The organism is Microtetraspora sp. NBRC 16547 (assembly GCF_030268965.1).
In the GTDB taxonomy this organism is placed as follows: Bacteria; Actinomycetota; Actinomycetes; order Streptosporangiales; family Streptosporangiaceae; genus Microtetraspora.
In genome coordinates this window covers 16,854-31,194 of sequence record NZ_BSSE01000012.1, presented here as the reverse complement: position 1 = coordinate 31,194, position 14,341 = coordinate 16,854, and the positions used below count along the sequence as shown (strand labels likewise).

The 14,341-nt window shown below is 68.7% G+C and carries 15 protein-coding genes and 1 pseudogene; 7 read left to right on the top strand and 9 right to left on the bottom strand.

Annotation, left to right across the window (positions count from 1 at the left end):
- Positions 1–116 precede the first annotated feature (116 nt).
- A complete protein-coding gene (locus tag QSK17_RS17725; RefSeq protein ID WP_285705936.1) occupies positions 117–1,991 on the top strand; it encodes an asparagine synthase-related protein in 1,875 nt (624 codons plus the stop codon).
- A 200-nt stretch (positions 1,992–2,191) separates the two neighbouring features.
- Here QSK17_RS17725 and QSK17_RS17720 read toward each other — a convergent pair.
- Positions 2,192–2,290, bottom strand: a pseudogene (locus QSK17_RS17720) (peptide-methionine (S)-S-oxide reductase MsrA); the annotation flags it as partial.
- Positions 2,291–2,381: 91 nt separating this feature from the next.
- Here QSK17_RS17720 and QSK17_RS17715 point away from each other — a divergent pair.
- The gene (locus QSK17_RS17715; RefSeq protein WP_285705935.1) at positions 2,382–2,516 is read left to right on the top strand and encodes a hypothetical protein; all 135 of its coding nucleotides are present in this window, start codon (positions 2,382–2,384) and stop codon (positions 2,514–2,516) included.
- Between the two features lie 164 nt (positions 2,517–2,680).
- Here QSK17_RS17715 and QSK17_RS17710 read toward each other — a convergent pair whose 3' ends face one another.
- The 4 genes from QSK17_RS17710 to QSK17_RS17695 form a co-directional block, all read right to left on the bottom strand.
- Positions 2,681–3,151 (bottom strand): hypothetical protein, encoded by a 471-nt coding sequence (locus tag QSK17_RS17710; RefSeq protein WP_285705933.1) that lies wholly within the window; start codon positions 3,149–3,151, stop codon positions 2,681–2,683.
- Between the two features lie 615 nt (positions 3,152–3,766).
- A complete protein-coding gene (locus QSK17_RS17705; RefSeq protein WP_285705931.1) occupies positions 3,767–4,237 on the bottom strand; it encodes a DUF4262 domain-containing protein in 471 nt (156 codons plus the stop codon).
- Between the two features lie 463 nt (positions 4,238–4,700).
- A complete protein-coding gene (locus QSK17_RS17700; protein WP_285705930.1) occupies positions 4,701–5,372 on the bottom strand; it encodes a response regulator in 672 nt (223 codons plus the stop codon).
- On the bottom strand, positions 5,369–6,844 hold the full coding sequence (locus QSK17_RS17695) for a sensor histidine kinase (protein WP_285705929.1): 1,476 nt from the start codon (positions 6,842–6,844) through the stop codon (positions 5,369–5,371). Before QSK17_RS17695 ends, QSK17_RS17700 begins: the two co-directional genes overlap by 4 nt.
- 268 nt (positions 6,845–7,112) lie before the next feature.
- Here QSK17_RS17695 and QSK17_RS17690 point away from each other — a divergent pair, with 268 nt between their 5' ends.
- From QSK17_RS17690 to QSK17_RS17675, 4 genes are read left to right on the top strand one after another with little or no spacing between them, the layout of a single operon-like run.
- The gene (locus tag QSK17_RS17690) at positions 7,113–8,000 is read left to right on the top strand and encodes an ABC transporter ATP-binding protein (RefSeq protein ID WP_285705928.1); all 888 of its coding nucleotides are present in this window, start codon (positions 7,113–7,115) and stop codon (positions 7,998–8,000) included.
- Positions 7,997–9,052: an ABC-2 membrane transporter-related protein gene (locus QSK17_RS17685; protein WP_285705927.1), complete on the top strand. Its 1,056-nt coding sequence runs from the start codon at positions 7,997–7,999 to the stop codon at positions 9,050–9,052. Before QSK17_RS17690 ends, QSK17_RS17685 begins: the two co-directional genes overlap by 4 nt.
- Positions 9,049–10,470, top strand: coding sequence for a S41 family peptidase (locus QSK17_RS17680; RefSeq protein WP_285705926.1), 1,422 nt, complete (start codon positions 9,049–9,051; stop codon positions 10,468–10,470). The genes QSK17_RS17685 and QSK17_RS17680 overlap by 4 nt, the downstream gene beginning before the upstream one ends.
- 12 nt (positions 10,471–10,482) lie before the next feature.
- Positions 10,483–11,631, top strand: coding sequence for an alpha/beta hydrolase family protein (locus QSK17_RS17675; protein WP_285705925.1), 1,149 nt, complete (start codon positions 10,483–10,485; stop codon positions 11,629–11,631).
- Positions 11,632–11,903: 272 nt separating this feature from the next.
- On the opposite strand, the gene QSK17_RS17670 is transcribed toward QSK17_RS17675, so the two are convergent.
- Both QSK17_RS17670 and QSK17_RS17665 read right to left on the bottom strand, forming a co-directional pair.
- Positions 11,904–12,422 (bottom strand): type II toxin-antitoxin system RelE family toxin, encoded by a 519-nt coding sequence (locus QSK17_RS17670; RefSeq protein WP_285705924.1) that lies wholly within the window; start codon positions 12,420–12,422, stop codon positions 11,904–11,906.
- Between the two features lie 2 nt (positions 12,423–12,424).
- Positions 12,425–12,736: a type II toxin-antitoxin system Phd/YefM family antitoxin gene (locus QSK17_RS17665; protein WP_285705923.1), complete on the bottom strand. Its 312-nt coding sequence runs from the start codon at positions 12,734–12,736 to the stop codon at positions 12,425–12,427.
- Positions 12,737–13,003: 267 nt separating this feature from the next.
- Here QSK17_RS17665 and QSK17_RS17660 point away from each other — a divergent pair, with 267 nt between their 5' ends.
- Complete coding sequence (locus QSK17_RS17660; protein ID WP_285705922.1) at positions 13,004–13,318, top strand: hypothetical protein; 315 nt, start codon at positions 13,004–13,006, stop codon at positions 13,316–13,318.
- Here QSK17_RS17660 and QSK17_RS17655 read toward each other — a convergent pair.
- Complete coding sequence (locus tag QSK17_RS17655; protein ID WP_285705920.1) at positions 13,296–13,496, bottom strand: hypothetical protein; 201 nt, start codon at positions 13,494–13,496, stop codon at positions 13,296–13,298. The genes QSK17_RS17660 and QSK17_RS17655 overlap by 23 nt on opposite strands.
- A 29-nt stretch (positions 13,497–13,525) precedes the next feature.
- A complete protein-coding gene (locus QSK17_RS17650; RefSeq protein ID WP_285705919.1) occupies positions 13,526–14,320 on the bottom strand; it encodes a L,D-transpeptidase in 795 nt (264 codons plus the stop codon).
- Positions 14,321–14,341 lie beyond the last annotated feature (21 nt).

The window sequence follows — 14,341 nt, the reverse complement described above, 5'->3', positions numbered from 1 at the left end:
GGGCATCGGCGGAGTAGAGGTGTAAGCCATCGAAGGGACACCCACCGTATGACCGCCCCACCGAACGCAGCCGCCCCGCATGCCTACGGACGGACCCACCGGGTGGGGAGGTCGCGTTGCGCGTTCACCTGGTGATCACGGCCAAGCGCGCGGGTGTCCCGCTGCCGCTCGTGGCGCTCGACGCGGCACGCCGGACGATCCCGCGCGCCTTCCCGGTGCCGGCCGCGACCGTGACCGCACGCGAATGGCGGTCCACCGCCGGTGACACGGCGCTGCTCTCCTGGTCCAACGAACCAGAGGGGCACGGGTCACCGATCATGTGCTCGGGCAGCGGCCGGGTGGCGGGCCTTACCGGGCATCTGGCCGAACCGGCCGAGGTGGATCGGCTGCTCGCCGCTCCCCGGCTGGGAGAGACCGCCGCTCGCACCGGCGGTGTCTTCTCGATCTTCCGCGCCGGCGAGGAAGAGGTGAGCGCGGCCACGGGGCTCACCCGGGCATGCCCCGTCTTCTACGCCGAGACCTCGAACGTCCACGTCGTCGGCAGCCGCGCGCTGCTCGTCCACCTCGTCGCCAGGGCGGCCGGGACGTCATCGAGCCGACCCGAGATCGTCTGGGACCTTCCCGCCCTGGAGTCGATGGTGCGGGCCGGGTACTTCCTCTCCGACGAGACACCGTTTCACGGGGTCAGCGCATTGCCACCGGCCGCCGAGATCAAGATCACCGCCGGCCGCCGTGTCATCACCGCGACCCCGCTTCCGGAGGCGCGCGCGACGCCGACCTCCAGGCGCGGGACGCGCGCCCAGATCGACGAGCTCGCCGACGCGCTGGTCGCCGCGGTACGACCGCTGCGGAACACCGCAGAGCCGGTACGGCTGTCGCTCACCGGCGGGCGCGACAGCCGTCTCCTCGCCGCGCTGCTGTACAAGGCGGACATCCCGTTCGTGACGGCGACCTCGGGGCACGACGACAACCCCGACGTGGTGCTCGCCGGGCGTGTCGCGGAGGCCCTCGGCGTCCGGCACAACGTCGCCCGGCCGAAACGGTCCGAGAGCGGCGCGGAGCTGATCGTCCCGCACCCCCGCGTTCGCAGCCACAACGTGCTGTTCGCCTGCGAAGGCATGATGTCGGCCTACGAGAACACCCCCGGCAGCGGACGGTTCGACCCCACGCCGCGAATGTCCGGCCACGGCGGGGAGATCCTGCGTGGCGGCTTCCTGCACAACCAGGCCGACCTGGACGCCAAGGCCATCATGCGCCGGGTCGACGGCCTTTTCGGTAAGAACGCCGACCTGCTGACCAAGGAGGCCAAGGAGCATGCCCATGCCCTGGCGTCCCCGTGGCGAGAACGCTGCCGGGGGGACGGCGCGGGAGCCCTCGACCACTTGTATCTGGCGTACCGCGTGGGCCGCTGGCATGCCGCGTCCCGTGCATCGTTGCTGCGCGGCCAAAACCCCGTCCCGCCGTTCCTCGACAACCTGGTCGTCCGGACCGCTCTCAGCGTGGACCCGCTGTGGCGGCGCTCCGAAGCGCTCATCCACGGCGTGATCGGCGCTTTCGCGCCCCAGTTGCGTGACATCCCCATCGAGGGCCGCCCATGGCGGTTCACGGCCGAATCCTCCGACCGCACCCTGCTGGACCGGCTCCGGCTCCGGTTGCCCAACCTCGGCCGCCCTTCGGAGGCCGTCGCGTCGCAGGCCATCGCCTTCGGCCCCGCCAACAAGCCCTGGAACTGGCGCACGAAGCCCTCACGGGAACTGACCGGCCTGATGCACGCGGACATCGCCGACGCGCGTGGAGCACTGAGGGCAGACGGGCTCGAGCGCATCGTCGACGCGGCCGGCGTGATGCGGCTGCCGGAATCTCGGATGGACGTCCTCTGGCACCTGTACACGGTCTCGGTGATGCTGACGGACGCCTTCGCCTCTCCTGCCCCTCCCGATCTCCCGCCTCTGCACATCCCCGTGCCCGGTTTCCGGCCCGATGGCCGCTGAGGCTTTCCCTTCCTCGGGCCGTCTCGTAGTCCCGCGAGGCGGGACCGGCAGGAGAGCCGCATGCCCGGAGCGCCGCGAGCCGCCGCACGCGGGTCGCCTTGACCCTGTAATGAAACTCCTCGCCGAAAACGGCTCTGGCCCTTGATCGTCACCGGGCAAGCCGGACGACCAAGGGCCAGGATCGATCAGTTGCCGCAGGTCTACGCCTCGCCGGACGTGAGGCCGACCGGGCAGGAGACACCAGTGCCACCTATGCCGCAGTAGCCGCCCCGGTTCCGGTACAAGTACTGCTGGTGGTAGCGATTCACTTTGGGCAATAGATCGGCAAGCAACGGATCATGCATCCGTGTCTTTCGGATGGCGGGGCGAAGCGTAGATCAACCACACAGTGTGCATCCCGTCGTCGATGACGTACCGGACGCGACCTCCACTTGTGACCTCGAACTCCCACTACTCAAGATCCTTGCCGTTGTGGCGGTGAACCGCGAGGTCACCTCGGAGACGATGCTGGCGCTCGTGATCTGAGCACGAGCGCGGATCCCTGCGCAAGGCTTCGAGACAGCGCCGTGCGTTGGCCAGGACGTGCCTGCACAGTTCCTCCCATCCCCTTGCCGCATCACTGGTGGCAAAGCGAACGTCCCACTCATCGTCAAGAGGGGGAACGGTGACACGGTCCCCGCGCTTGGGACTCATACAGAGACCTCAACCTGTCCGAAATCTCCGCTCGTAGCCTTACGCGCGTCTGCGTACTCCGCCGGGTCCGCCTTGATCCGAGCCGTCGCCCGCCAGCCCACGATCACTTCTTCGGCTCTGTTGTCCAAGTCCAACTCTGCAGCGTCGGACAGAGCCTCGACCAGTTCGAACGTAAAGTTCCGTAGTTCGTCCGTGGCGAGGTGGCGGACCCATGGGAAAACCTCAGGCATCGCGATAGCCAACGTCCTGGCTGTCGGATCATGTTTGAGGAGCGCAAGGAACAAGCGGGACGCCGTCGCGAGCGTCCGGTCTCGCTGCTCCTCGCGATCCGCAGCCGTCAGATAGAAGTCCGGTGCATCCCGATGAGTGACACGCACCCGACCCAGACGTGTCGCACGCTCCGCGACCGCTCGAGGGTTCCTCGACAAGTCCGAGAACGTCACCGACTCTGCATGGCTCGCGCTCATATCTCAATCATAGTCAGAACGCATTCTGATATACATCCGACCCGCCGGAGACGGCCAACCGCACTGAGCCGGGCGACCAACGGCCAGGATCGATCAGTTACCGCAGGTCGGGAGGCCATGAACGTCTCCCAACGACGCGCCATCGTCGCCGCGGTCATCCGCACTATCACCGTCGCGCCCGCCGACCCGCACAAGAAGTGGGACCCCGACCGGTTCACCTTCGACTGGATCGCTTAGGCCACCTGGTGCAGGTGTTCCGGCCCATCCTCACCGACGAGCCGGAACACCGATGCCACCCGTTCCAACACCGCCAGATCCTCAACTACTGGCGGAAGTCCCTGAGCCGCCCGAGATGCGGCCACCCGCGCTCGCATCTCGTCATTCACTCACCCCGACCGGTGAGCGATCGCCCGCACGCCGCCACCATGCGGCACCGCTCTACCGGGTCCTCCCCTCGCTGCATACGCTGCCTCCCTTCGTACTCCTTTCTGTCGATGGACATGCTCAAGGGTGCAGCCAGTAGCAGGGTCAAGGGGACCACCCGTTGGAACGTCGTCAAGACGTCCTAGAAATCCCTGTCTGGAGCAAGCCGTCCCCCAGCGTGGCGTCTTACCTTCACTGATCGGGGCTCCGGTCCCGCTGCTCACCGGGCCAGAGCCACAGCGAAGGCTGTAGCTGCCGATACTGCTCGGCGTAGTCCGGGTGCCAGGGGAACCGGCCATCGAGGTCAGGCCACACAACTTGCAGCACCGGAAATGGGGGACGCCGATAGAAGGCGATCGCCTGCCCGAAGAACTCTCGATACCACATCAAGTCGACCTGCTTGAGGACAACGGGGTGCCGTGCGATGAGGTCGTGCCGCTCCTGCTCTGCCTCGACAGGCTCCCCCCTAGCGACACCATCTCCGAGGCGGTTCAGCAGCTCGTGCATGAGATGGACGTCCAGACCGAACATGGCCAGCTCAGGCGATCGATAGGTATGCCACAGGCCGACGGTGTAGGCGAAGCCGGGCCCCTGATCGTCCTCGGGAATCATCTTCACGCTCCAGCCACGACTCCGGACGTGCTCAACGGTGTGCCGATCCATGGCATCCCACTCATCGCGGTCCCCGTAGTCATGGCAGAGGACGCATCGACAACCCGGACCATCAGTAGACATGGGCCGTAGCGTACGGACTCCGCGATCAGCGAAGCAGCCGGCCTCTGATGACTGCTGCCGCTGAACCCATGCCTACAACCCAAGATCGAAAGCAACTTTTCTTCTCGCTATCAAGGGCGGCCCGCCTATGGCGGCCCACCTCGCGCGCCGGTCGGCCAGCCGACCGGGCTGCGGCTCTTCGGCCGGTCCCGGCCAGCGCCGCCCGCGCGCTCCAGCCACCGAGGCCCGGACCAGGACGACGACCAGGGCGCCGCGGTCCAACTCGCCGAAGCGCCCAAAAGAAAAGCCGCAAGGGGGCTCCGCCCCCTGCACCCCGGCCCTCCTAGGAGATGAGCCGGGAAGGTGCGGATGGAGGGCCACCACTCGCCATGTGTTGTCCAGTGGATTCAGGTCAACCGGTGCCGCCGGGGGAGATCAGGCCGGTCTCGTAGGCGACCACCACGGCTTGGACACGGTCACGCAGGCCGAGCTTGGACAGGATGCGCGCGACGTGGGTCTTCACCGTGGCCACGCTGAGGGTCAGCTGGTCGGCGAGTTCGGCGTTGCTCAGGCCGGTGGCGAGCAGGCGCAGCACGTCCAGTTCCCGTGGCGTCAGCTGGGACAGATCGCGGTGGAGGGCGGGCTTCACGTTGTCGCGGCGGGCGAAACGTTCGACTAGGCGGCGGGTGATGGTGGGCGCGAGCAGGGCGTCGCCGGAGCGCACCATGCGTACCGCGGCCACCAGGTGTTCGGGTGTGACGTCCTTGAGCAGGAACCCGCTTGCCCCCGCTGCGAGCGCGGCGTACACGTAGTGGTCGAGGTCGTAGGTGGTCAGGATCAGCACGCGGGTGTCCTCGGCACCGCCCGCGAGGATCCGCCGAGTGGCTTCAAGGCCGTCCATCTGCGGCATCCGGATGTCCATGAGCACGACGTCGGGCCTGGTGCGGCGGACTGCGGCGACGGCTTCGTCCCCGTTGGCGGCCTCGGCCGCCACTTCGATGCCGTCGGCGGCGAGGATCATGCGGAATCCCGTGCGTACCAATGCCTGGTCGTCGGCGATGACGGCGCGCAACCGCTCGATCATGTCGTCCTCCACGGGACACTGGCCTTGATCCGGAATCCGCCCTCGGCCGTCCGTCCGGCGTCCAGAGTCCCGCCGTAGACGGCGAGCCGCTCACGCAATCCGATCAGCCCCCTGCCGTCGCCGGTCCGCGTCCCGGCGCTCCGTGCGCCGCCGGTGTCAGTCACCTCGATCTCCAGCCAGTCGCCGTCATGACCGATCGTCACGAACACGGCGGCCCCAGCTGCGTGCTTGATCGTGTTGGTGAGGGCCTCCTGCACGACGCGATACGCGGCGAGGTCGACGCCCGGAGGCAGCGGCTCTGGCGGCGACACCTCGACGGTCACCGGCACACCGGCGGCGCGGACCCGTTCCACCAGGGCGTCGAGCTGGTCGAGCCCGGGTTGGGGTTCGAGCCCGTCGGATGGCCCGTCGAGAAGCTCACCGCCCGGGCCGGCGAGCAGGCCCATGACATGGCGCAGTTCGGCCATGGCGGCCCGGCCGCCGGACTCGATCGCGAGCAGAGCCTGCTTCGACTGCTCCGGCTCCACGTCCATGACCTTCCGGGCCGCGCCGGCCTGGATCACCATCACGCTGACATTGTGGGTCACCACATCGTGGAGTTCGGCCGCGATCCGGGAGCGCTCCTCCGCGACAGCCCTGCGCATGGCGTCCGCCTGCGCCTGCTGCAACTCGGCGAGCCGATGCCGGTTGGCTCCCAGCTGTCGCCGCCAGAAACGGACGAAGCTCCCGAAGACGCCGACGCTCAGCAGGACGACGAACGGCCCCATCCAGTTCGGCAGCCCAGGCGCCACATCCCGGAAGGCGCCACCGGCGAGCCCGGCCGCGAGCACGAGACCACCCATGGCCAGGAACCGGTTGCGGCTGTAGGCGACGGCACCGTACGCGGCGACGGCGCAGGTCAGCACGGTGATCCAGGTGGCAGCCGCGTGGGTGGCCAGCGCCGCGGCCAGCACCACCCAGAAGGTGGTGAGAGGGTACCGGCGCCGCGCCGCCAGCGGCAGCGCCGTCAGCGCCACAAGGAACGCGGGCGGGTCGTAGGGCTGAGGCTTGGCAGGCGCGTTGCCGGACGGGTCGCCAGAGGGTGGGAGTGGGCCGTTGGACAGGACGCCAGGAGGTGGTGGGTAGCCGATTGGGGGATCAGGAGCCGGCGGGCGATCAGGAACCGGCGGGCGATCAGGAACCGGCGGTGGGGGCGAGGGGGCAGGTGGGAGCCGCAAGTACTCGATCACTGCGGGCTGATCCGCGATAGGGCCGCTCACTGGATATTTCACCGATACGGTCACCGCGATGACCGTCAGGACGATCGCGACCACCACGTCGGCGGCGAGTGCTCTGCGAGACAGCCTTGGAGGTCCCTCGCCACTCAGCCCCGGCGTGTCCCGGACGCCCCGCCGGTCCGGGTAGTCCTCATCCAGCCGGCTGTCCAGGTCGAGCACATGCCGCCACCACGGCAGTCGTTCACCGGTTTCCACCGGCACATTGTCACGCCTGCCTGTCCGCCCCGCATCGGCCGTTGTGACGGGGCTCACGGTCTTCGGGAGTACATCGCAGGGATGACCTGGCGACCCTTCGTCCGCAGGAGGTACGCGATCTCGGTATGGCGGCCGACGCGCACCGGCAAGGGCAGCGCCTAGTTTCGTTCCAGCACCACGCCGCTCGGGAGTCGCACCCTCGACCTCGACGAAAGCATCGCGGCGCTGTTCAGACCACCTTTCGGACCACCTCTCAGGAGGACGCAGCGTGACTTCTGTCCTGCAGGCCCAGGCACTGGGCAAGAGGTACGGCAAACGCTGGGCGCTGAGCGACTGCACCATCGACATCCCGGCCGGCCACGTCGTCGGGCTGGTGGGCCCCAACGGCGCTGGCAAGACCACACTGCTGAAGCTGGCCGGCGGTCAGCTCCAACCGACGACGGGCGGCATCACGGTGCTCGGCGAGCGGCCCGGGAGCACGCCCGCGCAACTGGCCAGGGTCGGGTTCGTCGCCCAGGACACCCCGCTCTACGCGGCACTGACCGTCGCCGAACACCTGCGATTAGGCGCCCGGCTCAACCCCCGCTGGGACGCCGCGCTTGCACGGGAGCGCATCACGCAGCTCGGCCTCGACCTCGCGCACCGCGCGGGCAAGCTGTCGGGCGGCCAGCGCGCCCAGCTCGCCCTCACCCTGGGCCTGGCCAAGCGGCCCGAACTGCTGATCACGGACGAGCCGGTGGCCTCACTCGACCCTCTGGCCCGCCGGGATTTCCTGCAGGGGCTGACGGAAGCCGTCATCACGCACGAGCTCAGCGTGGTGCTCTCCTCCCACCTGGTCTCCGACCTGGAAAAGGTCAGCGACTACCTGATCGTCCTCGTCGACTCCCGCGTCCGGATGGCCGGGAAGGTCGACAGGCTGCTGGCCACCCATCACCGCCTCACCGGTCCGCGCCGCGATCCCGATCGGCTCCCCACCGACCAGCATGTGGTCTTCGCGTCGCACACCGATCGGCAGAGCACGTTCGTGGTCCGTACCGAGGCCCCGATCCACGATCCCGCCTGGACGGTCAGCCGGCTCAGTCTGGAAGACCTCGTCCTCGCCTACATGGAAAAGCCCGCGGAGAACCGGCGGGCCGCCGTGGAGGTGCAGCGATGATCTGGCTCACCTGGCGGCAGTTCCGCGGCTCGGCCGTGATGACGGCCGCCGTACTCGCCATCCTCACCGTCGTGCTCGCCCTCACCGGCCCGGACCTGGCCTCCCAATACGCCGCCGGGATCGCCGACTGCACCCCGGACAACACCTGCGACCAGTTCTTCGACCGCTTCTTCGACGGAAATCAGCTCCCCTTCCTGGCCGTCAGCCTTGTCGTGCTGGCCCTGCCCGCTCTGGTCGGGCTCTTCTGGGGAGCCCCGTTGATCACCCGCGAGCTGGAGGCGGGCACGCACCTGCTGGTGTGGAACCAGAGCGTCACCCGCGGCCGCTGGCTGGCGGTCAAGCTCGGGCTCACCGGCCTGGCGGCCATTGCCGCCGCCTGCGTGTGCGGCCTCGCGGTGACCTGGTGGTCCGACCCCCTGGACAAGTCGGCCTTTCCAGACTTGGCCCAGATGGCTCCCCCGGTGTTCGGCGCGCGTGGCATCGTCCCGATGGGGTATGCGGCCTTCGCCTTCGTCCTGGGCGTCGCCGTGGGCATGCTGGTGCGCCGCACACTGCCCGCCATGGCCCTCACCCTGGCCGCGTTCGCCGCGATCCAGATCGCGATGCCGATGCTGGTCCGGCCCCACCTGATGCCCCCGGTCACGTCGACCTTCGAGATCGGCAACGTGAACGGGCGCGGCATCCACGTACAGGGGCAGGGGGGCGGACCTGTGTACCTCTCCTTGCGGGCGGCCGTTCCCGGCAACGCGGGCGCCTGGGTCCTGTCCAGCGACCTCCTCGATCCGTCCGGACGTACGATCGCCGGCACCGGCGAAGAAGCGCCCGTCCCCGTCTCCGTGACGTCGGGACCCTGCGCGCCGCAGGAGGCGGGACCACACGGCTTGGACGCGTGCTGGGCCGAGATCAACCGGCTCGGCTACCGGCAGCAGGCGACCTACCAGCCCCTCGACCGCTTCTGGCCCTTCCAGTGGATCGAGACCGGGATCTACGCCCTGCTCACCCTCGGCCTCACGTGGTTGTCCTTCTGGTGGGTCCGGAGACGCCTTTCATGACCATCATCAGGACCGCGGCCGCCGGGCTTGCCCTCCTCCTGGCGGCGGCCTGCACGGCACCGACGCCGCCGCGCAGCCAGGCGAGCACGGCAGCCAGTACGGCTTGCGCGCATCCGCAGGCCCCCCTGGGGGTGGAGACGGCCACCACGATCGACGTCATCGAGCAGGCGTACTTCTGCATCCTCGGCAACTACTACAGCGGCGCCACGCTGGACACCCGCGCGCTGCTGACCGCCGGATTCGTCGCCCTGACGCAGGAGCTCAACCGCAACGGGCGCGACGTGCCCGAGGCGTCCATGCCGGCGCTGACCGGCGACCGGAAAGCCGACTGGACCGCCTTCGAGGCCGCGTACCGGAGGATCGCCGATCAGGCCCCAGATCTGCGCGACACGCTGGCCGTCGTCACCCTCGAGGCCATGGTGGCCGCCCTCGGCGACAACCACGCCCGCTGGGCGCGCGATGTCAAGCATCCGCCCGACTACTACGACGGTGACGGCTACGGCCTGGGTCTCCAGGCGAACGTCAGCGGCTCGCAGGTGGACGGCAGCACTCCCCGGGTCGCCCTCGCCCCACTGTTCATCACCACCGTGGAGGGCGGCGCGGCGCAGGCCGCCGGACTGCGCCCGGGGGACGTCATCGAAGCGGTCAACGGATCGGCCCCATTCATCAACGGCAAGGCCAGTCCCGCGATCGCCGCCCTTTACCCGGAATACCCTGACGCGCGCCCGGTCGAACTGCGGCTGCTGCGGCAGAGTACAAGCCGCCGCTGGAGCGTGACGCTCAAGCCCGGCATATACCCGCGTGATCCGGCCGCCCTGCGGGTCGTGCAGTCGAAGCTGCTGGACGACGACATCGCCTACGTACGGATGACCGGATTCGCTCCCGACTCCGCGAACCGTGTGCTCAAGGCGATCAACGGGCTGCGCACCGGCCGGACGCTGGCCGGCGTCATGCTGGACCTGCGCGGCAACGGCGGCGGCAGCCCCGTCGAGGTGGCCCGGCTGGTGAGCGCGTTCGTCCACGGCAAGGTCACCGCCTACCAGTGCACCGTGGACGGCAGGTGTGCGAAGTCGTCGACCGACGACACCGTCGAGCTGCTCAACCTGCCGCTGGTCGTGCTCGTCGACCACGGCTGCGCCTCGGCGTGCGAGCACTTCAGCTCCGCGGTCAAGGACCTGCGCATCGGCCAGCTGGTCGGCACCAGAACCGCCGGCATCATCTCCGGCCCCGCGCAGTCGTACCTGCTGAGCAACAACACCCTCCTGAGCTTCCCCGACAGACACCACCTGGGGCCCGATCACGAGGTCATCGACCGGATCGGCGTGCCACCCGACCAGTACGTGCCCCTCACCCCCGAAGACGCGGCCGCAGAACGCGACCCCGCATTGGCCAAGGCCCTGACCCTGCTGCACAAGTGAACGGACCTCCCTATGAGACAGATCCTGGCCGTCGCCGCGGGACTGGTCGTCCTGGTGTCCGCCTGCTCCGCCCCCGCACCGCCCCGATCCGACGCGTCCGTCCCCCCGGCCGGTCTCGCCGTCCTGCCCGCCCCCACCGGCCCCCATCCGGTCGGCACCACCGTCCTGCACCTGAAGGACACCTCCCGCCCCGACCCCTGGGACCCCGACGTCGGCTCCCGGGAGCTCAAGGTCACCCTGTGGTACCCGACCGAGCAGCGGGACGGACAGCGGGCGCCATACATGACGCCGAAGGAGTCGGAGCTCTTCCTGAAAGGCACCGGGATCGCGAGCGCGCCGTACGACACGCTGAGCAAGACCCGCACGAACGCCATCCAAGACGCCGCCCCCTCGGGACGAAAGCTTCCACTGGTGGCGCTCTCACCCGGCTTCACCAGGCCGATGAGCACCCTCACGTCCCTTGCCGAGGACCTGGCCAGCCGGGGTTACGTCGTGGCCGGCATCGACCACACCTACGAGAGCTACGCCACCACCCTCTCCGACGGGCGGGTGGCCGAATGCCTCGCCTGCGACAGCGACTCCGACCCGGGCTTCGGCGCGGGGGCGGTCCAGAACCGGGCGGCCGACGTCTCCTTCGTGCTCGACGAGCTGCCGTCGGCGTGGGACGGTTCCGGCCTGATCGACCAGTCCAGGATCGCGATGGCAGGCCAGTCGATCGGCGGGGGCAGCGCCCTGGCGGCCATGGTGAAGGACCCCCGGATACGTGCCGGAATCGACCTGGACGGCACCACCTACGCCCGCATCCCCACGACCGGAATCTCCAAGCCGTTCCTGTTCATGGGGACGAAGCAGCATGTTCCCGGCGGGCGCGACAACTCCTGGGACCGCGACTGGAAGCTGCTGACCGGCTGGAAGCGCTGGATCGTCCTGACGGGCGCGGATCACGAGTCCTTCACCGACAGGCCGCTGGTATCGGGCGCCCTCGCCATCAAGCCCCTGCCCGGCGCCCTGGCCGCGGCGCGCTCCGCCGAACTCACCCGCACCTACGTGGCCGCCTTCCTCGACCAGCATCTGAAGGCGCAGCGGCAGCCCCTTCTGGACGGACCGTCATCGCGGTACCCCGAGGTCAAGTTCTGCCCCGCGACCTGCGGTCCCTCCTGAGACCCTGCGCCGCAGAACACCAACGGTGAGGTCAACTGTCACTCCAGCCACCTGCTGTGCCAAATACGTGCTGAATCTCATCGCAGGAGACCTCCGAGCAGGCCTAACCACCGCCCGCAGGTCTCAGCAATCCCCCGCTACTCCTCCGAAGAGGTCGTCAGCCCCGTCGGGGGACATGCCGAAGGGTCACTTAGCTTGACGCTGGTGCCACCGATCCCGCAGTAGCCCTTTACCGGACGGCGCACGTTTCAGCCGTGAACGCCGACGAGGGGCTAGCGGGACTTTGAGCGGTACTCCGCCCAAAGATCGACGGCCTCTTCCAGGTCGAGTGCCGCCACATCCTCCCGAGCCATGCCGACTGTGTAGATCAATCGATTGGCAAGCCAGTCGGGCACCGGCTCGCGCACCGGCATCTCATCGATGAGGATGTGATCGGTGAAAGCACCCAGACGGTCGATGACTTCACCGAGGCGGACGACGTCGGGCCGTGAACCTCCGGCCGCGCGGACTCGCGCCTGGGCTTCGGCGTAGACCTCGGCGTCGGCCCTCTCCCCGACCGCCCAGATCTCACAGATCTCAACCGTCTTGTCCTCAGTGATCCGGTAAACAATCCTCCACGTGTTCCGCCCCACAACGAGCTTGCGGAACCCGGTCAGCTCACCGCCCAGGGGGTAGCCCGCTTCAGAGTTCTCCAGCAGAAGGAGGATCTTCTTAAGGACCTTGGGTACGGCATCCGGGCCGATTCTGCGGAGATCATCAATGGCCGCGTCAGTAAATACGACGTCGGACACTGCTACTCGTCTTCATCCGGGAGCGCACCCAGCGACTCACGCGTATGCCCGAAGGCGGACAGGACCTCGTCCAACGACGTCCGCCGCCCCGTGTCCGTGGCAGCCCTGACGAGAACCAAGGCCAGATCCCGCAGATCTGCTGCGGCTTCTTCCAGTTCGTTGAGACGTCGCATGCTCACGACGGCTGCGATCGGTTGGTGCCGGCGGGTCACCACCAGATCCGCACCCTGCTCCGCGTCAGCCACCAGACGTGCCACACCACGCTGCGCGGCCTCGGTGACCGTGAGCTCAGTCGCGTCATGGAGAACAGTCATACAAGAACTGTATAGATAGATATACAGAAGAACAAGTGATCGGCCGTGCGTCTCGAGTACCGACCTGAAGGGTCACATAGCTTGACGCCGGTCCCACCGACGCCGCAGTAGCCAAAACGGCCGTGCCCACCGCTCCCCTCCCGGCGTACGGGCCCGTGAAGCTCCGGCTCGGCGCACTGGTCACCTCGGGAACGAAGGACATCCGGGTCGCCGCAGGGTTCCAGCGGAGGCGGCGTCTCTTCATGTTCCGGCAAGTCCGCGCACGCGGTGTTGACGCACGAGGTCCTGCTCCTGCCCGCGATGGCCTGGTCGCTGACGCGACCGCGGGCAGGAGAGGAGGTGCGGCCGCGCCTGGTACAGCTGGCCGGCGTGCTCTACGGCGGCATCGCCGCGCTCGTCTCGGGCCTGGCGCCGGCCGGGATCATCGTGGTGAGCCCGTCGCCCGCGTCCGTGCTCTCCTCGGGGGCGGTCAGCCCCTCGCCCTCGTCGCGCTCGCGGCGAGACCGCGGGCGCCAAGGTGCGGCGCCGCAGACCCGGGGGTTGCGGCGCCGCACCACGATCAGCCGGTATAGGCCGGCCTGACGACGACGGGCTCCTTCGGACCCGCCGTCGCCTTGACCGTGGGCCGCTGGTCGGCCGGCGCCGGGGCGGACGTGACAGACGGCTTGGGATCGGCCGCGGCCGTGCCCGAGAAGCCTGCGAGGCCCGCGGTCAGGGCCAGCACCGCGCTGATGCCGATGAGCGTGGCTTTGATCTTCATAAGGTTCCCCTGTTCTTTCACGTCGGGCCTCAGCCCTGTACGACGACCGGAGTACCGATCGCCAGGTTCTTCGCCATCCAGGTGATGTCGTCGTTGCTGATCCGGACGCAGCCGTGGCTGGCCCGCGTGCCGATGGCGGAGGGATTGTTCGTCCCGTGGATCGCCAGCTGGCCTGGGCCGCCGGCGAAGCTCTTCAGCACCGGTGAGAAGCCGCTCAGCCCGAAGGCGTAGGCGCCGTAAGCGCCGCCCTGGTCGACGGGCTTCACCAGTTCGGTGAAGAAGTAACGACCTGGAGGTGTCGGCGTACCCGCTTCGCCCGTCGCGACCTTGCCCGTCCTGACGGCCCTGTCGCCGTCATAGACCGTGAACCTGAACGCCCCGCGATCGATCTCCACCCGGTAGGCGGTCTCCGCGAGCGTCACGTCGGTGGCTTTGATCCAGCCCTTGCTGCCGTTCGGCCGGATCGGCAGGAGCACCTGGAGCCACTCGCCCTCGTCACGTTCCACCAGGAAGACACGCGCCGCGCCGTAGTCGTTGGGGCTCGTGATCGTCCTCTGTGCCGTCCCCTCCTTGTTTCCGTAGACCGTGATCCGAGATCCCTTGACGGTCGCGATCTTCGAACTGGCGCCGGTCGTCGGCTCGTGCCGTACGGCTCTGCTCGCGGAACTGGCGCCGGTCGTCGGCTCGTGCCGTACGGCTCTGCTCGCGGAACTGGCGCCGGTCGTCGGCTCGGGCCGTACGGCGCTGCTCGCGCTGCTCGCACAGCCGGTCAGCAGGAAGGCGAGTGTCGCCGCAGCAGCCGTACGAAGCAGGTTGGTTCTCACCTGCCGCAGCCTGGCGACAGA